The sequence below is a fragment of the Brachybacterium sp. AOP3-A1-3 genome (assembly GCF_052378285.1).
GTDB lineage: Bacteria > Actinomycetota > Actinomycetes > Actinomycetales > Dermabacteraceae > Brachybacterium.
The window spans coordinates 15,882-34,883 of sequence record NZ_JBQSXM010000003.1 but is presented as its reverse complement, the minus strand read 5'-3'; the positions used below and the strand labels follow the sequence as shown (position 1 = coordinate 34,883).

Here is a 19,002-nt window from a genome sequence, read left to right as displayed (position 1 = left end):
TCGGTCGAGGAGGTGCTGGCACGGGCCGGCTGATCGGTCGCACGGGCAGGTCAGGCTCCTGCCGTCATACGGGTTCATGTTCCTCGCCACCGTCACGGGCTCCGGGCCACGCTGGGCACGAACCCGTCTTCCGAAGGAGCCACCATGTCTGCCACGCCCGCGCAGCCCCAGAAGTTCGAGACCCTCACGATCCATGCCGGTCAGACCCCGGACTCCGACGCCGGATCGCGTGCGCTGCCGATCCACCAGACCACCAGCTTCGTGTTCCCGAGCGCCGAGTCCGCCGCGGACCGCTTCGCGCTCACCGAAGCCGGCCCCATCTACTCGCGCATCAACAACCCCACCCAGGGCGCTGTCGAGGACCGGGTGGCGGCCCTCGAGGGCGGCGCCGCCGGTCTGCTGGTCGCCTCCGGGCAGAGCGCCATCACCCTGTCGATCCTGAACCTCGCAGGCGCCGGCGACTCCGTGGCGGTCTCCCCGAGCCTGTACGGCGGCTCGTACAACCTCTTCAAGCACACTCTGAGCCGCCTGGGGATCACCCCGCAGTGGGTGGAAGATCCCACAGACCCCGCATCCTGGCGGGCGGCGGCCGACGAGACCACCCGCGCGTTCTTCGTCGAGTCGATCCCGAACCCCAAGCAGGACATCCCGGATCTGCGCGCCGTCGCCGACGTCGCCCACGAGATCGGGGTGCCGCTGGTCGTGGACAACACGGTCGCGACCCCGTTCCTGCTGCGTCCGCTCGAGCACGGCGCGGACGTCGTCGTCCACTCCGCCACGAAGTTCCTCGGCGGTCACGGCACCTCGATCGCCGGTGTGATCGTGGACGGCGACAGCTTCGACTTCGCCGCCCATGCCGAGAAGTACCCCCAGTTCAACGAGCCCGACGAGTCCTACAACGGCCTCGTCTTCGCGGGCCTTCCCGCCGCCTTCGCGACCCGCGCGCGCACCAACCTCCTGCGCGACCTCGGCCCGGCCGTCTCCCCGTTCAACGCCTTCCTCATCGGCCAGGGCCTGGAGACGCTCCCGCTGCGCATGGAGCGGCACCTCGCCAACACCCGCGTCGTCGCCGACACCCTCGAGGCCGACGAGCGTGTCGCCTCGGTGACCTGGGCGTCCCTGGACTCCTCGCCGTACAAGGCGACCGCTGACAAGTACCTCCCCCAGGGGGCGGGCAGCGTGCTCGGCTTCGTCCTGCCCGGTGGTCTCGAGGCCGGCCGACGCTTCGTGGACGCGCTGACCCTGCACTCCCATGTCGCCAACATCGGCGACGTGCGCAGCCTGGTCATCCACCCCGCCTCGACCACCCACTCCCAGCTCTCCGAGGACGAGCAGCGCGCCGCCGGCATCGAGCCGGGCTTCGTGCGCCTCAGCGTCGGCATCGAGCACATCGACGACATCCTCGCCGACATCGAACAGGGGCTCGCCGCCGCGAGCTGACCGCGCACGCACCCGCTGCACGGCGCGGACGGCACCGTCCGCACGGCGCTGACGGCACCGTCCCACCCGGGGCGGTGCCGTCGTCGTCCCCGCTGGGTCCTGCGGGGCACCACACCGCGGAGCGGACGTGCAGACATCGTCGATAGGCTGGGAGGCATGAACCCCGACCTCGCGACCCTGCCGCCCTCACCGCTCGCCGCATGGCCCCCGGTCTGGACCCCGGCCGCGGCGATCTTCGACTGCGACGGCCTCCTCGTGGACACCGAAGGGCAGTGGGTGGCCCTCCAGGACCGGTACCTCTCCCGCCACGGCGCCACCCTCGACCCGGCGACCCGCCGGGCGATCACCGGCCGTGCCGCCGAGGTCGTGGTGGTCACCATCGCGGAGGCCGTGGGCAAGGACCCCGTCGAGGTGGGGGAGGAGCTGGTGGAGGAGCATCGCCGCACCATCGGCGACACGCTGACCCCCATCCCCGGCGCCCTGGAGACGCTGCGGGCGATCGCCGCCGTGCGGCCCGTGGCCGTCGCCTCGAACTCGCCGCGGGACCTGCTCGACCTCAAGCTCGACGGACTCGGCATCGCCGACGTCGTGGACGCCTCGATCGCGATCGAGGACGTCGACGCCCCCAAGCCCGCCCCCGACATGTACCTCGCAGCGGCCCGGGCGCTGGGCGCCGATCCGACCGAGTGCCTGGGCTTCGAGGACTCCGAGACCGGGGCGGAGGCGGCCCTCGCCGCCGGCCTGCAGCTGATCGCGGTCCCCTCGATCCCCGGGCAGGAGCCCCGGGCGCCCCGCCGGCTCGACTCCCTCGCGGACCCGGTGCTGGGCACCTGGATCGCCGGCTGGGTGAGCACCCGATGAGCCCCCTGACCCCGAATGCTCCCCTGAACCCGATGAGCCCCCCGAACCCGAAGAGTCCCCTGGGCCCGACGGGCGCGCCGGCTGCGCCGAACCGCTTCACGGAGGCCTTCGGGGACTGGACCCCGCAGGCCGTCGTCTTCGACTGCGATGGTCTGCTGCTGGACACCGAGACGGTCTGGCAGCGTGCCCAGGACACCGTCGTCGGCTCCCGGGGCGTGTCCCTGTCCGCGGCCGACGAGACCACGCTGCACGGATCCACGCTCGAGGACGCCGCAGCGCTGATCGCGGCACGGGCCGGGCAGGACCCGCAGGACATCGACGCGGACCTGCGCCGCGAGTTCGACCGGGAGCTCGGCGCCGGAATCCGTCTGATGCCCGGTGCCGAGGAGATCGTGCGCCTGACCGGTGCGAAGGTGCCGCTGGGATGCGCCTCCAACTCCTGGCTGGAATCCCTCGAGGAGAAGCTGGTCCTGGGAGGTCTGCGGGAGCACTTCGCCGTGCTCGAGGCCTCCGACACCGTCGAGCGGGCCAAGCCGGCGCCGGACATGTATGCCGCGGCGGCCCGCGCCCTCGGCGCCGAACCGATGGTCACCCTTGCCTTCGAGGACTCGGGGACAGGAGCCCAGGCGGCCCGCGACGCGGGCCTGCGCCTGATCGTGGTGCCGACGCCCGGCCACCCGGTCCCGTCGGCCGATCTGGTCCTGGGGGACCTCACCGATCCGGAGCTGGCGGCCTGGATCAGCACCTGGTGAGAGCCGTGGCGAGCGGGGCCGCACGGCCCGTCGGGAGCGGGACGGCGAGGGCCGATTCGTGCGCTGTTCTCGACGAGTTCGCGTCGCCGCAGGTCATGGCGCCGCGCGCGGGCGGATGTCCACGCATGTCACCTGAGTTGGCCTCGATGCCTCGGGGCAGTGTTCACTGGACCCCATGACCACTCCGCACGACGACCCCTCCGCGCCGTTGACAGCCCGAGCCCGAGGATCCGCGCTGCGCGGCCGCGGGTGGCTGAACACCGGTGGCGTCGACCTCGATCTGGAATCCCTGCGCGGCAAGATCGTGCTGCTGGACTTCTGGACGTTCTGCTGCGTGAACTGCCTGCATGTCCTCGACGAGCTGCGCCCCCTCGAGGAGAAGTGGGCCGACGAGCTCGTCGTCATCGGCGTGCACTCCCCGAAGTTCGAGTTCGAGAAGGACCCGGACGCGCTCGCCGCGAACATCGAGCGCTACGAGGTCACCCATCCGGTCATCGACGACCCGGAGCTGGAGACCTGGACCGAGTACGGCGCCCGTGCCTGGCCCACCCTGATGGTGCTCGACACCCATGGCCGCATCGCCGGCAACCTCTCCGGCGAGGGTCATGCCGCGAACCTCGACCAGCTGATCGAACGCCTCGTCGCCGAGGGCGAGACGGACAGCTCCCTGCGACGCGGTCCGGCTCCCACCGTGCTCACGGACCGGACCCCGCAGACCCTCCGCTTCCCCTCGAAGCTCACGCCCCTGCCCGACGGCCGCCTGGTGGTCTCCGACGCCGGCCAGCACCGCCTGGTGGTCTTCCAGGCCGACGGTCAGACGGTCGACGAGGTGATCGGCACCGGCACCCGCGGCCACGCGGACGGCGACTCCGAGACCGCCCAGTTCACCGAACCCAACGGCGTGCTCGCCCTCCCGCACGACGTCGCGGTCGAGGTCGGCTACGACCTGCTGGTGACCGACACCGCCAACCACCTCCTGCGCGGGGTGAAGGTCGGCCAGGATCGTCTGCTGCGCTCCCGCACGGCGACCGAGGTGTTCACCGTCGCCGGCAGCGGTGCCCAGTGGATGCAGGGCGAGCCCCTGCCCCGCGGTGAGGGCGACGCCCGCGACTACGCGCTGTCCACCCCGTGGGACGTGACCTGGTCCCATGTCCTGAACCGGGCCGTGATCGCGATGGCGGGCATCCACCAGCTGTGGACCTTCGACCCCGTCACCGGCGCGCTCCTCGTGCTCGCGGGCACCACCCAGGAGGGTCTGGTCGACGGCCCGGCGGTCACCTCCTGGTGGGCGCAGCCCTCGGGTCTGGACGAGCTGCCCGACGGCCGGATCGTCGTGGCCGACTCCGAGACCTCGGCCGTGCGCGTCCTGGATCCCCAGACGATGCGGGTGAGCACCCTCGTGGGCCAGGGCCTCTTCGACTTCGGCCACGTCGACGGCCCCGCCGGGCCCGACGGCGTCGCCCGGCTCCAGCATCCCCTCGCGGTCACGGCCCTGCCCGACGGCCGGATCGCCGTGGCCGATACCTACAACGGCGCGATCCGGATCATCGAGGAGCATGATCCCCAGGACCCCGAGGTGACCGCGGAGGTCACCGTCGTCACGGTCGCGACCGACCTCGACGAGCCCTCCGCCGCGATCGTCGGCCCGCCGGTCGATGGCATCGGACAGCTGATCGTCGTGGAGTCCGGCGCGCACCGCGTCACCTGGGTGCCGGTCGCCAAGGCCGCCGAACGCGTCATCGACGAGGGCGCGCTGCGCTCCGAGCGGCCCGTCACGGAGGTCGGACCCGGCCCTCTCAGCGTGCGGGTCCTGTTCACCCCTCCTGAGGGGCACAAGCTCGACAACTCCCTGGGACCGTCCACCCAGGTGACCATCTCGACCACCCCGTCGGCCATGCTCACCGACGGCAGCGGTGTGGGCACCGACCTGGAGCGGACGCTCGAGCTGGACCCCGCCTACACCGAGGGCGTGCTGCACGTGAACGCGCGCGCCGCCTCCTGCGATGCGGATCCGGCCGTGGAGTTCCCGGCCTGCCATATGCACCAGCAGGACTGGGGGGTGCCGATCCGCATCGTCGACGGCGCCCCGACCCATCTGGACCTGTCCCTGCTCGCCTGAGTCGCCCGTCGACCCCGCAGAGCCCCGACGTCGGAAGCTGACTTGTGGACCTGATCACCGAATTCCCCCTGGGCGACGACATCGCCGTGACCCTCCTGGTGCTGGGCGTCCTCGCCGTCGCCGCGCTGGTCGTCGGCGCCGTCGTCCCCAGCCGCCTGCGACGCGATGAGGACGCTCCCGAGATGGACGACGGCCTCGGTCGTCGCCTCGGGAAGCAGCTCACGGCTGCAGGGTCCCTCATCCTGTGGGTGGGACTGCCCGCCCTGGTGCTGCTGTACCTGGTGCCCGGCTCGACCGACGATCGCCTCCTGCGCTCGGCGATGATGCTGGTGGGCCTGCTGCTGGGGCCCTTCGCGGCCTGGCGCGGCCTGGCCGTGCAGCTGTCCGCCCTCGGGATCGACACGGAGCGGCGGCCGGCGCTGATCTCCCGGCTGGGCGCTCTGGCCGTCACCGGAGCGCTCGCGACCGCGGTGCTCCCCGTCGTCCTCATCGTGTGGTTCCTGCATGCCTCGGGGTCCTCGGCGCTCCTGGGACTCGCCGCCGGCGCCGCGATCTCGGCGCTCGCGATCCGCGTGACCTCGGCGCCCCTGGACGCGGCGGCCGCCGCTGCGACCGTGCTGGTCGGCACCGACGAGCACGAGATCGACGCCGATGACGACGACAACCTCGGCATGCCCCACCTGCGGGCGTCCCGGATGTTCCGTCGCGGGGCGGCGCTGAGCGCCGACCTCGTGGCCCTGACCTCCGCGGCGGCTGCACTGGGAATCCTGCTGGGGGTGCCCGTCCTGGCCGGCGAGGGCATCCTCGTGGTCCTGCTCGCTCTCGGGGTGGCGATGCTCGCCGCCGGGGCGGTGGCCGTGGTCCCGCACCTGGGCAGCGCCGGGCACGAGCGCGGGGCACTGCGCCTGGGCGGTCTCGTCCCGGCCGTGCTCGGCGGCGTCGGCATGGTCGTCGCCGCAGCGCTGTGGCTCCCGTCGGCCTACAAGGAGCTGCGCTTCGCCCAGGTCGGCATGGAGAACTTCACGGACCCGGCCGTGGCCGGGCCCGAGCCGCTCCCGCGCGCACAGCTCGAACCGCAGATCGAGCAGGCCGTGGCGGACATGGGCCAGTGGATCGAGCAGACGGACGAGACGCGCGACGCGAGCGCGTTCCTCGACGTGCTCACCCTGTACACGATCTCCCCGAGCACCGTCGTGGCGGCGTCCCTGGGCCTCGGCGTCCTCGCCGCCCTGGCCGCGGTCCTGCTGCTGGACCGCACCGGTCACCGCACGGGCGGGACCGTGCTGCGGGCCGCCCGCACCAGCCGCACCGGTGGCGCCCTGGGCATCACCTCGGCACTCGCCTCGACCGCGCTGATCGCGGCGGGCGCCCTCGCCCTGGTGATCCTCGTCGGAGGCGTGATCTCGGTGCTCAGCGCCGGGGTGCCCTCGCTGGCCCTCGCCCTCCTGGCCCAGGCGGGCCTCGGGGCCCTCGTGGTGGCCGTGGCCTATGCCGGGTCGCTGCTGGCCCCCAGCGTGGTGGACCGCCCCGGCATCGGGCGCGGGCTGCGCGACGCCGCGTCCGGTGCGGCGACCGGCCCTCGCGCCGCACTGCTGCTGGCCGCCGTGCTGACCTCCCTGGCGGCGCTGGGACCCGTGGTCAATGCGCTGCAGACCGCCGCTCGGGGGAAGACGGTCTGGGAGGACCGTGCGCTCCATGCCCTCAGCCCCGTCTCGCTGCCCGTCCTGGCCGGCGTGGGCCTGGGTGTGCTCACCGTGCTGCTGGTGGCCTCGTCCCTGCTCGACGGCGCCCGGCGCCTCGGGGCCGAGGCCGTGGTCGAGACCCGCTCCGCGATGCTCGAGAACCGCAGCGGGGTGGCACTGGACGACCTGCCCGAGCTGGTGCGTCGTGCGGTGCTGCCGGCCCTCGTGGTCGTCGTGCTGATGCCGGTCGTCGCAGGGTTCGGGCTGGGTCCCGCCGCCCTGCCGGGCCTCGTGGTCGGCGTGGTGCTGAGCGCCGCCGCTCTCGGCCTCTGGACCCTCGGCGCCGGATCCACCCTCCAGAACGCCTCCACGGTCATCGGCCAGGGGCGCTACGGCGGCCCGGGCTCCTGGGGCCACTCCGGCGCGCTGGGCGGCGCGGTGCTCACCGGCGCCCTGCGTGGCGCGATCGGATCCGTGGCGCTGCCGCTGGTGCTGGTCACCTCGCTCCTGGCCGCGCTCAGCGTGAGCTCCGTGGTCGGTATGGCCACGGACGGGACCAACGTCTTCCTGCGCTGGGGGATCGCCGTGGTCGCCCTGGTGATCGCACTGACCTGCTGGGTGGTCTCCGCGACCGCCACGGAGGTCGACCTCGAGGACGGCGAGGGCGAGATCTCCAAGCCGCTCTTCGCCCGCGCCGAGGAGGGCCCGGAGGACACCCTGGACGCCATGGACTGGGAGTCCGACGACGATTCCCGGCAGGTCGTGGTTCCCTCGCGCAAGCCCACCTCGACGAAGCGCGGCAAGCCCTCCACGACGAAGGATGGCAAGGCCGCCACGACGAAGCGCGGCAAGCGCCGTGGTGCGACTGACGAGGGCTGACGATCCGGGGTGCGGCTCCGAGGGGTGATCCCTCGGGCCGACTCCGGACCCCGGTCGTGCGGGGGAGGGGTCAGACCCGGGCGCCGAGGCCGCGCAGCACGAAGTCCTCGAGCGCCGACGGCGAGAACCGGCGCGAGGTCGAGCCCACCAGCAGCGAGTTGACGACCCGCACGGTCGCGTCGATGTCGAGATCCGCGGCGAAGTCGCCGCGAGCCACGCCGTCCCGCACGATCGTGCGCAGCACCTCCTCGATCAGGAGGACATGCTCGCGCATGCGCTCGGCGGCGCTCTCGGTGAGCGAGGCCTTGCCCATCGACTGCGGCATGTGGAACGAGACGTTCAGCTCGAGCTGCGTGCGCACATAGGCCCGTGCGGCCTCCCGCGGAGAGGCGGAGTCGCTCACGCCGGCCCGCAGCTGGGCGATGTAGTCGGAGGTCTCGTGGAGCGCGTACTCGACCAGGAGGGTCTCGCGGTCCGGGAAGTGGTTGTACATCGCGGTGCGGCCGACGCCGGCCGCGGTGGCGATCTTCGAGAACGTGATGGTCTCGAAGTCCTGGCTCTCCAGCAGCTCCGCGAGCGCGGCGAAGATCTTGTCGCGCGTGCGTTCGCGGTGCTCCTCGAGGGAGGCTCCGATGATCTTGGGCATGACGCATTCTTACACTTCGACAGAACGATGTGCGCACCACGCCGAGCGGGGGCTCTTCCCGCGCGGATATGGCGGGTAGGCGCGAGTCACGCACCGGTATGCACGAAGGACCGCCGGCCGATGGCCGACGGTCCTGATCGAGCGGGTGACGGGAATCGAACCCGCGCTATCAGCTTGGGAAGCTGAAGTTCTACCATTGAACTACACCCGCGAAAATCCACCTGACCAGTGCGTGATCCCTGAGGATCGGCCCTCGTCGAGCGAACGCAGATCAGCATACCTGAGGTGGCGATGCTCCGCGAACCGGGTCCGCAGGGTGATGCGCGCAGGGGAGTCGGACGGGCCGCCGGGGTGCCGGGACGAGGGCGAGCGCGGGAACGGCGGCCGGACGGCGTACCGTCCCCGGGGGCGGGCGGATAGGCTGTGCGGCGTGCTGCTGAGCGATCATGACATCCGAGGACAGATCGAGGCCGGGCGAGTGCGCCTGGAGCCTTTCGATGACGCGATGATCCAACCTGCGTCGGTGGATGTGAGGATCGACCGGTATTTCCGGCTCTTCGACAACCACAAGCACGCGATGATCGACCCCGCGATGGAGCAGGCGGATCTGACGCGCGAGGTCGCCGTCGATCCCGAGGAGCCGTACATGCTCCATCCGGGCGAGTTCGTGCTCGCGTCGACCTACGAGCAGATCACCCTCCCGGATGACGTCGCCGCACGGCTGGAGGGCAAGAGCTCCCTGGGTCGCCTCGGTCTGCTCACCCACTCCACCGCGGGGTTCATCGACCCGGGCTTCCAGGGCCACATCACCCTCGAGCTGTCGAACATGGCGACCCTCCCGGTGGCGCTGTGGCCCGGGATGAAGATCGGGCAGCTGTGCTTCTTCCAGCTCTCCAGCGCCTCGGACAGCCCCTACGGCAGCGCAGGGAACCTCAACCGTTACCTCGGTCAGCGCGGACCCACCCCGTCGCGCTCGGCGCTGAACTTCCACCGCACCGTGATCCCCGTCCAGGAGGACTGATGAGAGACACCGCGGATGACGCCGACTCGAACGTCGCCGGTTCGGGCGAGAACGTCACGAGCTCGGACGGGAAAGCCGCCGGTTCGGCCGGGAACGTCGACGTGACGGGTCACGGCGACGAGGCTCCTGCCGTCCCCGGCTCGGAGGGAGCCCGCACCGCGCATCGGCTCCAGCTGCCTCGGGACACCCCGGCGACGGACGTGCTCGCCATGGTGCGCAATGTGCGCCCGCAGGCCGTGCTGGAGGAGGACGGGACGATCGAGATCGGCGACGACACCCGTCTGGTGCCCGATCCGTCGCCCCGCGGCGCCGGCCGCTGGACCATCGAGACCCCGCGGGTGCGCGAGGATCCCGTGCCGGAGGGCCTCGAGGACCCCCACGGGTACGGGAGCGCCTTCCCGGAGGGACTGCCGTTCGCGGCGGAGCGGCGCGCGCTGGATCTGGTCTGGTCGCTGGGCCGTCGCCTCTACGGGGCCGTGGTCACCGACGGCGGGGTCCGCCTCGAGCCGCACCCGTTCCACGTCCGGGATCTGACCGTCGTCAGCCCGCATGCACTGGCTCCGGAGTCCTTCGCCCAGCTGATCGCGCCGCTCGAACCCGATGCGGAGCTGGACCGGGTCCCGTCGGAGATCGCGCGATCCGGGTACAGCGTCACCATTCCGCTGAGCGCGCCGGCCCCACAGGACCCGTCGGCTCCACAGGACCCGTCGGCTCCACAGGACCCGTCGGCGCCACAGGACTCGTCGGCCTCGCCCGCATCGCAGGACTCGCACGTCGCTCAGGCCTCGCAGAATGACGGCGGCGTGATCCACGTCCGGGTGGGGCGCAGCACGGGACATCCCGCGCTCAGCGCGCTCGGCTGGGTGGATTCCGCCGTCGACTACGAGCTCGTGCACATCCCGGCGGATGAGGCGGAACTCGCCCTCGAGAGCCCCGATGCGGAGACCGCTGCGCGCTGGGCGCACGCCTACCGCCGCATCGGACTGATCGCCGGACTGCTCACCGAGACCGTCGGCGGCTACGTCGTGGACCTCGAGGGCTTCCTCGTGGATCCCGCCGACCTCGTCTGATCCGAGCGCCTCTGCGCGCGTCGGGCCGTCGGCTCCGGCGTCAGCTCGCCGCCGCGGTCTTCGCGGGCGCTGCGCCGGCCGCGCCGAGCTTGATCGGCAGGAACGCCAGCAGCCCCAGGGCGATCACGATGACGATGCCGAGGATCCCGGTGCGGGTGTCCTGGAAGACCGCCACCGTCACGGCGAAGGCCGCCGTGCCCAGGAATCCCAGTGCCCTGCCCGTGGTGGCGTAGAGGCCGAAGTTCTCGGTCTCCCGGCCGGGCTCCGAGAGCCGGGTGAGCAGGTTCCTCGACGCGGACTGCACGGGGCCGACGAACAGACAGATCGCGAGCCCGGCGATCCAGAACACGAGGGCGGATCCGAACGCGAGGACGACGAGCCCCAGCACGATGATCCCGACGCAGCCGACGATGATCAGCCACCGGGTGCCCATGCGGTCGTCGGCCCGTCCGCCGAGGAAGACGCCGATGCCGGCGACCAGGTTCGCGGCGATCCCGAAGATGATGATCTCGACGGTGGAGAAGCCATAGGCGTTCGCGGCGAGCACCCCCGCGATGGAGAACACCGCCCCGAGGCCGTCGCGGTAGATCGCGGAGGCGACGAGGTACTGGAGCATGACGGGCTCCTCCCGGAAGGCCCGGATCACTCGGCGCACGATGCTGGCGTAGCCCTGCACCGGGGTCCAGCGCTGCGCGGGGGCGCCCGCGGGATGCTTGGGCGCCCAGATCATCAGCGGGAGGGTGCCCAGCAGGATCCACAGCGCCACGAACAGGGGGATCGCCCGGTAGTTCCAGCCGTCGTCCCCGGTGATCCCGAGCAGCCCGGTGCCCGGCATCACGAACAGGACCAGCACCGCGCCCAGGCACACGATCGATCCCCAGTACCCGACCGCCCAGGCCGTGCCGGAGATCCGGCCGCGGTTCGCCGGGGTGGAGACCTCGGGCAGCACGGAGTTCACGAACACGCCGGCCAGCTCGCTGAACACGACGGCGAGGGCGATCAGGGCGGCCCCCAGCACAAGATCGTCCGCGTCGAGCGCGACCAGGGGCATCAGGGCGACCACCAGCACGGTGGCCAGGGTCGTCACACGCAGCAGGGTGTTGCGGACCCCGCCGCGGTCGGCGAGATTGCCCAGCAGCGGGGCGAGCAGGGCGATCGCCACGGCACCGATCGACTGCCAGGTGGTCAGCACCTGGGAGCCATGGTCCTGCGCGGCCTTGATCGCCTCCTCCCCGACGGCGCCCTCGGAGGCGACGGCGCTCGCGACATAGGTCGCGAAGACGAAGGTGAGGATCACGGAGCTGAAGGCGCTCATCCCGCCGTCCCACAGCGCGAACGAGACGACGGGGCGACGACGGGGTCGCGGTGCGGGGTCCGAGATGATGCGGTCTCCCGGGTCCGGGGTGGTGGCCATGACCTCACTGTACGGAGCGCGGAGCGTCCGTCAGCACGTGAAGTGGGAGAAGGCCCTCAGAAAAGCACGGCGATGCTCCCGTAGAATGGTCAAGGCCCCTTCCCCTGCTGTCGATGGACGGAGACTGCGTGTACACGATGCTCCTCGCCCATCTGGTGGCCGCGCTCGCGGGGCCGGTCCTGGTGCGGCTGATGGGGCGCAATGCGTTCTTCGTCCTGGCTGCGGTGCCCGCGGCCTCCACGGTGTGGCTGGCGACGGTGGACCCCGTCGCGCTGGCGCACAGCCCTCTCGAGGTGTCCGTCCCCTGGATCCCCTCCTTCGGCATCGAGCTCGCCTTCCGCCTGGACCCGCTGAGCTGGGTGATGGCGATGATCGCGACCGGCATCGGGGCGATCGTGCTGATGTACTGCGCACGCTACTTCCAGGACACCGAGCCCGGTCTGGGTCGCTTCGCCGGCGTGCTGACCGCCTTCGCCGGGGCGATGATCGGCCTGGTGCTCTCCGACGACGTGATGGTGCTCTACACCTTCTGGGAGCTCACCACCGTCTTCTCCTACCTGCTGATCGGGCACTACCAGGACCGGCAGGCCTCGCGCCGTGCTGCGATGAACGCCCTGATCTCCACCACCGCCGGGGGACTGGCGATGCTGGTGGGGCTCCTGATGATCGGCGCGGAGGCGGGCTCGCTGCGGATGTCGCAGATCCTGGTCTCCCCGATGTGGGCGGACGCCGGCCCGTATCTCGTCATCGCCGTGCTGCTGATCCTGGCCGGGGCGATGACGAAGTCCGCCCTCGTGCCGACGCATTTCTGGCTGCCCGGTGCGATGGCCGCACCCACCCCGGTCTCCGCCTATCTCCACGCGGCGGCGATGGTGAAGGGCGGCGTCTACCTGATCCTGCGGTTCGGTCCGGCGCTCACCCACCTCGAGGCGATCAGCATGATCATCGCCGTGTTCGGAGCGGCGACGATGCTGCTGGGCGGATGGCGCGCGCTGCGGCAGACGGACATCAAGCTGCTGCTGGCCTACGGCACGGTCTCCCAGCTGGGCTTCCACTCCGCGGTGGCCGGGCTCGCCACCCATGACGCCCTGCTGGCGGGACTGGCGATGCTGATCGCCCACGCCGTGTTCAAGGCGCCGCTGTTCATGGTCGTCGGCATCATCGACAAGAAGTTCGGGACCCGTGACCTGCGGGTGCTGTCTGGCGTGTGGAAGGTCGCGCCGGTGGTCGCCCTGATCGGCACCATCTCGGCCGCGTCGATGGCCGCGGTGCCTCCGCTGTTCGGCTTCGTCGCCAAGGAGGCGCTGTTCACGGCGCTCTGGGACGGCGCGCCCTGGCACCGCATCCTGCTGGTCGCGCTCGTCGCGGGCTCGATCCTCACCGTCGCCTACTCCTGGCGCTTCATCCACGGAGCCTTCGGCGCCGCTCCGGGCGCACCGGCGGTCGATGCTCCGCGGATCCCGGTGCTGTTCTGGCTGCCGCCGGCGCTGGTCGCCGTGTTCTCCGTGGCGTTCCCCCTGTTCCTCGGCCCGCTCGAGACGGTTCTGCGGGGCTTCTCGGCCCAGCTGCCCGAGACCGGCCCGGGGATCCACCTCGTCGTGCTCCCTCACCTGGGGGTGCCCCTGCTGGCCTCCGTGATCGCGCTCGGCCTCGGTGTCGTGCTGTGCCTGGTCGCGCGACCGTTCGCGGCGCTCCAGAAGAAGGTCTCCCCGCAGACCTGGGCCGGCGAGGAGGTGCTGGACCGGATCGACGCGGAGCGCGGCTTCCGCCGCCTGATGCGCAGCACCGACGCGATCTCCGTCGCCGTGACCCCGCTGTTCCAGCGCGGCTCCCTGCCCTACACCCTGGGCACGATGCTGCTGGTGCTGATCGCCCTCGTGGCCCCGATCGCGATCTCGCAGTCCCCGCTGCCGGACAACCTGGTGCTCTTCCACCATCCCGTCGAACTGATCATCCTCCCGGTCGCCGCCCTCGCCGCGCTCGGTGCCGCCCGGTCCCGGCGTCGCCTGCGCGCGGTCTTCCTCATCTCGATCACCGGCTACGCGGTCGCGGTGCTGTTCCTCGTCGCCGGCGCCCCGGACGTCGCGACCACCCAGGTCCTGGTGGAGACCGCGATGACCGTGGTGCTGGTGCTCGTGCTGCGCCGCCTGCCCACGCACTTCTCCCGCAGGCCGCTGCGGATCGGCGCCTGGGGCCGCTGGGCGATCGCGATCAGCACCGCCGTGGTCCTGTGCGGCGCGGCGCTGTACGCGGCCGACGCCCGCTACCTCGACCCGCTCGGACCGGGGCTCATCGAGACCGCCTACACGATCGGCGGCGGCCACAACGTCGTCAACGTCGCCCTCGTCGATGCCCGCGTGTGGGACACGATGGGCGAGATCTCGGTGCTGCTGGTGGTCGCCACGGGCGTGGCCTCCCTGATCTTCGTGACCCGCCGCGAGCAGTCGATCTCCCGCGTGCGCGACCTGGACCTGCGCACCTCGATCTGGCGCCGCCGCTCCGATGCCGCCCTGCCGCAGAACGCCCTCGATTTCGATGCACGGCCCGACGATGTCGCCGGCGGCAACCGCTGGCGCACCTGGCTCTCGGCGGGGCTGACCCTCGCCCCGGAGCGGCGGATGGTGATCCTCGAGGTCACCACGCGGATCGCCTTCCCGCTGATGATGATGTTCTCGCTGTACCTGCTGATGGCGGGGCACAACCTCCCCGGCGGCGGCTTCGCGGGCGGTCTGGTCGCGGGCCTCGCCCTCGCGCTGCGCTATCTGGCCGGTGGCCGGTACGAGCTCTCCGAGGCGGCGCCCGTGCAGGCCGGTCTCGTGCTCGGCTCGGGGATGGCGATCGCTGTCGTCGCGGGGGTGCTGCCGGTCCTCTTCGGCGGGACGGTGTTCGCCACGGCCACGCCGATCGTGCACGTGCCGCTGCTCGGGGAGCTCCACTTCCCCAGTGCGCTGCTGTTCGACATCGGCGTCTACCTCGTCGTCGTCGGCGTCCTCCTGGACTTCCTGCGGACCCTCGGCTCCCAGATCGACCAGCAGCAGGAGATGGAGTCCGATGTCCGTTAGCCTCGCCCTCCTCCTGACCGCCGGGGTGCTCATCGCCTGCGGCGTGTACCTCGTGCTCGAACGCACCCTGACCCGGGTGATCCTCGGCTTCGTGCTGCTCGGCAACGGGGTGAACCTGCTGTTCATCGTCGCCGCCGGACCGCCCGGGAAGCCCCCGTTCGAGGGCACCGCGGATCCGGGCGAGATGACGGATCCGCTGCCCTTCGCCATGGTGCTCACGGCGATCGTCATCTCGCTGGGCATCACCGCCTTCGGCATGGCGCTGGCCTACCGTGCCTGGCAGCTGTTCGGGCACGACGAGGTCCCCGACGACGTCGAGGACCGGCGCGTGCTGCGCCGTCGGCGCCGACGGTCCGAGGACGCCGAGAAGCTGCCCTGGTCCCAGGCGCTCTCTGAGGAGTCCCGCCGCGGTGCGCTCATGCATTCCCAGGGCTTCGCCCCGGCCGACGACGACCAGCTCGGCTCCGACCTCACGAGCGCCGAGGACGTCCCGCAGGACGCCACCGAGGCCGACGAGGGCCAGGAACCCGCGCCGCGGCCGGCCTTCCGGCGACGCGCACGCGATCAGGACCGAGGTCGTGAACAGGACCGAGGTCGTGATCAGGACCGGGGTCGGGGCGATGACCACGGTGCGACGCGGGCCCCCGGGGCGGGCCCGGCCACCGATCCCGACCCAGAGCACATCGACGAACGGGGGGACGCATGAGCATCGAGCTCCTCCTCGCCCTTCCGGTGATGCTGCCCCTCGGCGGCGCCGCGGTGACCCTGCTGCTGCGCCACCATCCCCGCGTGCAGCTGTGGCTGACGATCCTCACGCTCGTCGCGATCCTCACCGTCGCCCTGGTGATGGGTTATCACGTGACGCAGGAGGGCGTGCTCGTCCTCCAGATCGGCAACTGGTCCCCGCAGCTGGGCATCGTGCTGGTCGCCGACCGGCTCACCGCCCTGATGCTCGTGGTCTCCAGCTTCGTCACCCTTGCGGTGCTGGTGTACTCCAGTGCGCAGGCCGTGAGCGAGCAGACCGGGCGCACGCCGCTCGCGATCTACCACCCCACGTACCTGGCGCTGGTCGCCGGGGTGTCCATGGCGTTCCTCGCCGGGGACCTGTTCAACCTCTATGTCGGTTTCGAGGTGCTGCTCGCGGCGAGCTATGTGCTCCTCACCCTCGGCGGCTCCGCCAGCCGGATCCGCGCGGCGACGATGTATGTGATCGTCTCCCTGCTCAGCTCGATCATCTTCCTGTCGGCCATCGCTGCGGTCTACGCGGCCACCGGCACCGTGAACCTCGCCGAGCTGGCGGTGCGCCTGGACGGGCTCGAGCCCGGCACCCGGATGATGCTCGAGCTGATGCTGCTGGTCGCCTTCGCGATCAAGGCCGCGATCTTCCCGCTGAGCGCGTGGCTGCCGGACTCCTATCCGACCGCGCCCGCCCCGGTGACCGCCGTGTTCGCGGGCCTGCTGACCAAGGTGGGCATCTACGCGATCCTCCGCATGGAGACCCTGCTGTTCCCGGCCTCCCAGATCCAGGATCTGCTGCTCGCGGCCGCTGCGCTGAGCCTGTTCATCGGCATCCTCGGCGCCGTCGCCCAGACGGACCTCAAGCGCGTGCTGTCCTTCACCCTGGTCTCGCACATGGGATACATGCTGTTCGGCATCGGGATGAGCACCCAGCTGGGGATGGGCGCGACCATCTACTACGTCGCCCACCACATCACCGTGCAGTCCACGCTGTTCCTGGGCGCGGGGCTGATCGAGACCCGTGGCGGCACCACGAACCTCATCAAGCTCGGCGGTCTCGCGAAGCTCGCCCCGCTCATCGCGATCCTCTTCTTCATCCCGGCCATGAACCTCGCCGGCATCCCGCCGTTCTCGGGCTTCATCGGCAAGGTGGGCCTCATCGAGGCCGGCATCCAGTACAACCTCGCCTCGGGCTGGATCCTCATCGCCATCAGCGTGCTCACCAGCCTGCTGACGCTCTACGCGATCGCGAAGATCTGGAACCGTGCCTTCTGGCAGGAGCCCAGCGAGGAGATCGTGCAGCGCGATGTCACGATCCCGAAGGTGATGACGGGCGCCACCTCCGCGATGATCGGCTTCTCCCTCCTGCTGACCGTGCTCGCGGGACCGATCATGGCCTACTCGAACGAGGCGGCCGCCTCGGTGCTCGAGCGTGTCCCCTACGTCAGCGCGGTGCTCGGGGACGACGCCGCGGATGCCCTGGTGTACAAGATCCGTGAGGACGGGCAGAGGGTGGAGGACCGATGAAGCGCCGATTCACCGAACTGACCCGCTCCTGGATCTGGATCCTGGCGTCGGTCGCCCTGTGGTGCCTGCTGTGGGGTGGGCTGGATCTGAAGAACCTGCTGGGCGGCCTCGTCGCGGCGCTGTTCGTCTTCGTGCTGTTCCCGATGCCGCCGCTGGGCCATGAGCTCACGATCCGTCCGGTGCGCTTCGTCCTCTTCCTGGTGCGCTTCCTGTACGACCTGTGCGAATCCGCGATCGAGGTGGGCTGGTACGCGATCCGCCCTGCCCCGCAGCCGCCCAGCTCCGTGATCGCCGTGACCATGGCCTCGCGCTCCGATTTCTTCCTCAGCTGCACCGGTGTGCTGTGCACGCTGATCCCCGGCTCCGTGGTGGTCGAGGCGCAGCGCGCCACCGGCACGCTGTTCCTGCACACCATCGGCACCGGCACCCCGGAGGAGGCCGAGAAGGCGCGGCGCACCGTCCGCGAGCAGGAGGAGCGCCTGCTGTGGGCATTCGGCCGCCGCGAGGTCCTCGAGGAGGCTGGTCTGCGATGAGCACGTTCGACATCATCCTGGTCATCTACAGCGCTGTCCTTGCGCTGACGGCGCTGGCCGTCGTGTACCGCATGGTCGTCGGGCCGACGATCCTGGACCGAGCGGTCTCCACCGATTCCCTGGTGGTGCTGGTCGTGATCGCGATGGCCCTCTACACGGCGTCCGCGAAGGCCGACTGGGCGGGGCCCGCGATGCTCGCGCTCACGGGGCTCGCCTTCATCGGCACGGTCACCTTCGCCCGCTTCGTGGGCCGCGAGGAGCCGCGCACACCGCAGCTGCGCCGCCACCGCCCGGAGTCCGGCACCAGCACGGGCCCGCTGGACGCCATCCACGTCGACCACCGCAGCGAGGAGCACGCCCCCGCTCTCACCGAGCCCGTCGCCGTGATCGGCGCCGAGCACCTGACCGCTGACGATGCCCCGGGCGAGGCCGGCGCGCAGGAGCAGTCCGCCGGTTCCGGGGCCGCCGGTTCGGGGCTCGTGAACTCCGGGTTCGTCAACTCCAGGTTCGACGACGGAGCCGGGAACTCCGACCACTTCGAGCGCGGTTTCGGGGCAGAGGAAGGCTCTCGCGGCTTCGAGTCCGAGGCGCACGGTGACGAGGGGACCGACTCGACCGAGTCGACGGACACGACGGGGGAGACCCGATGACCGCCGTCGAGACCATCGCCGCGGTGCTGATCGGCGCCGGGCTGCTGCTGGCCGTGCTGGCCGCCGTGGGCCTGAACCGCTTCAACGGTGTGCTGATGCGCATCCACGCGGCCTCCAAGCCGCAGGTGCTGGGCCTGATCTTCGTCTTCACCGGGGTGAGCCTGGTGGTCGGCTCCTGGGCGCTGGCAGGGCTTCTGCTCGTGGTGCTCCTCGCCCAGATGATCACGATCCCGGTGGCGAGCGTGATGGTGGGCCGTGCCGCCTTCCGTCGTGGCTTCGTGCGCGGAGGAGATTATGCGATCGATGAGCTGAGCGACCGCCTCGCCACTCCGACGGACGATGACGACGACGAGGACGGCTTCATCGACGACGACGGCGATGACCACGAGGGCATGGCCTCCGACCGCGAGGACCAGTTCCCCGAGAACATCGTCGCGACCACCGAGGGTGCGATCACCGATCACAACTGGGAGGAACCGGAGACCGGCGCCGAGAACGTCGACGACGACGAGGTCATCGACGTCGACCTCGAGGACGAGACCGAGCGGGAGGCCGAGGAGGTCGCCGAGCGCGACCCCCGGCACTGACCCGCGCCCGCGCCCTCACCC

At 71.2% G+C, this 19,002-nt stretch carries 15 protein-coding genes and 1 tRNA gene; 13 read left to right on the top strand and 3 right to left on the bottom strand.

Annotated elements, in window-relative coordinates:
• Window positions 1–144: 144 nt before the first annotated feature.
• From ACT3T5_RS05495 to ACT3T5_RS05475, 5 genes are all read left to right on the top strand, one after another.
• Window positions 145–1,440, top strand: a complete 1,296-nt coding sequence (locus ACT3T5_RS05495) for an O-acetylhomoserine aminocarboxypropyltransferase/cysteine synthase family protein (protein WP_444578255.1) — start codon at window positions 145–147, stop codon at window positions 1,438–1,440.
• Between the two features lie 156 nt (window positions 1,441–1,596).
• Window positions 1,597–2,301, top strand: coding sequence for an HAD family hydrolase (locus tag ACT3T5_RS05490; protein WP_444593802.1), 705 nt, complete (start codon window positions 1,597–1,599; stop codon window positions 2,299–2,301).
• Window positions 2,302–2,333: 32 nt separating this feature from the next.
• Window positions 2,334–3,053, top strand: coding sequence for an HAD family hydrolase (locus tag ACT3T5_RS05485; protein ID WP_444593801.1), 720 nt, complete (start codon window positions 2,334–2,336; stop codon window positions 3,051–3,053).
• Window positions 3,054–3,228: 175 nt separating this feature from the next.
• Complete coding sequence (locus ACT3T5_RS05480; protein WP_444578258.1) at window positions 3,229–5,172, top strand: thioredoxin-like domain-containing protein; 1,944 nt, start codon at window positions 3,229–3,231, stop codon at window positions 5,170–5,172.
• A gap of 44 nt (window positions 5,173–5,216) precedes the next feature.
• Window positions 5,217–7,733, top strand: a complete 2,517-nt coding sequence (locus ACT3T5_RS05475) for a pyrophosphatase (RefSeq protein ID WP_444593800.1) — start codon at window positions 5,217–5,219, stop codon at window positions 7,731–7,733.
• A 70-nt stretch (window positions 7,734–7,803) separates the two neighbouring features.
• Here ACT3T5_RS05475 and ACT3T5_RS05470 read toward each other — a convergent pair whose 3' ends face one another.
• The gene (locus ACT3T5_RS05470) at window positions 7,804–8,379 is read right to left on the bottom strand and encodes a TetR/AcrR family transcriptional regulator (protein WP_444593799.1); all 576 of its coding nucleotides are present in this window, start codon (window positions 8,377–8,379) and stop codon (window positions 7,804–7,806) included.
• A gap of 140 nt (window positions 8,380–8,519) precedes the next feature.
• A tRNA-Gly gene (locus tag ACT3T5_RS05465) sits at window positions 8,520–8,590 on the bottom strand.
• 219 nt (window positions 8,591–8,809) lie between these two features.
• Here ACT3T5_RS05465 and dcd point away from each other — a divergent pair.
• Window positions 8,810–9,400: a dCTP deaminase gene (gene dcd / locus ACT3T5_RS05460; protein WP_444578261.1), complete on the top strand. Its 591-nt coding sequence runs from the start codon at window positions 8,810–8,812 to the stop codon at window positions 9,398–9,400.
• Window positions 9,400–10,470, top strand: a complete 1,071-nt coding sequence (locus ACT3T5_RS05455) for a hypothetical protein (RefSeq protein ID WP_444593798.1) — start codon at window positions 9,400–9,402, stop codon at window positions 10,468–10,470. The genes dcd and ACT3T5_RS05455 overlap by 1 nt, the downstream gene beginning before the upstream one ends.
• A 40-nt stretch (window positions 10,471–10,510) precedes the next feature.
• Here ACT3T5_RS05455 and ACT3T5_RS05450 read toward each other — a convergent pair whose 3' ends face one another.
• A complete protein-coding gene (locus tag ACT3T5_RS05450) occupies window positions 10,511–11,884 on the bottom strand; it encodes an MFS transporter (protein WP_444593797.1) in 1,374 nt (457 codons plus the stop codon).
• A 137-nt stretch (window positions 11,885–12,021) separates the two neighbouring features.
• Between ACT3T5_RS05450 and ACT3T5_RS05445 the strand changes: the two genes are divergently transcribed.
• From ACT3T5_RS05445 to ACT3T5_RS05420, 6 genes are read left to right on the top strand one after another with little or no spacing between them, the layout of a single operon-like run.
• Complete coding sequence (locus ACT3T5_RS05445) at window positions 12,022–14,946, top strand: Na+/H+ antiporter subunit A (RefSeq protein ID WP_444594012.1); 2,925 nt, start codon at window positions 12,022–12,024, stop codon at window positions 14,944–14,946.
• Window positions 14,936–15,652, top strand: a complete 717-nt coding sequence (locus ACT3T5_RS05440; RefSeq protein WP_444578264.1) for a Na(+)/H(+) antiporter subunit C — start codon at window positions 14,936–14,938, stop codon at window positions 15,650–15,652. The genes ACT3T5_RS05445 and ACT3T5_RS05440 overlap by 11 nt, the downstream gene beginning before the upstream one ends.
• Window positions 15,649–17,211: a Na+/H+ antiporter subunit D gene (locus tag ACT3T5_RS05435; protein WP_444578265.1), complete on the top strand. Its 1,563-nt coding sequence runs from the start codon at window positions 15,649–15,651 to the stop codon at window positions 17,209–17,211. Before ACT3T5_RS05440 ends, ACT3T5_RS05435 begins: the two co-directional genes overlap by 4 nt.
• Window positions 17,208–17,744, top strand: coding sequence for a Na+/H+ antiporter subunit E (locus tag ACT3T5_RS05430; protein WP_444578266.1), 537 nt, complete (start codon window positions 17,208–17,210; stop codon window positions 17,742–17,744). The genes ACT3T5_RS05435 and ACT3T5_RS05430 overlap by 4 nt, the downstream gene beginning before the upstream one ends.
• Window positions 17,741–18,394 (top strand): monovalent cation/H+ antiporter complex subunit F, encoded by a 654-nt coding sequence (locus tag ACT3T5_RS05425; RefSeq protein WP_444593796.1) that lies wholly within the window; start codon window positions 17,741–17,743, stop codon window positions 18,392–18,394. Before ACT3T5_RS05430 ends, ACT3T5_RS05425 begins: the two co-directional genes overlap by 4 nt.
• Complete coding sequence (locus ACT3T5_RS05420) at window positions 18,391–18,981, top strand: cation:proton antiporter (protein ID WP_444593795.1); 591 nt, start codon at window positions 18,391–18,393, stop codon at window positions 18,979–18,981. Before ACT3T5_RS05425 ends, ACT3T5_RS05420 begins: the two co-directional genes overlap by 4 nt.
• Window positions 18,982–19,002: the final 21 nt, after the last annotated feature.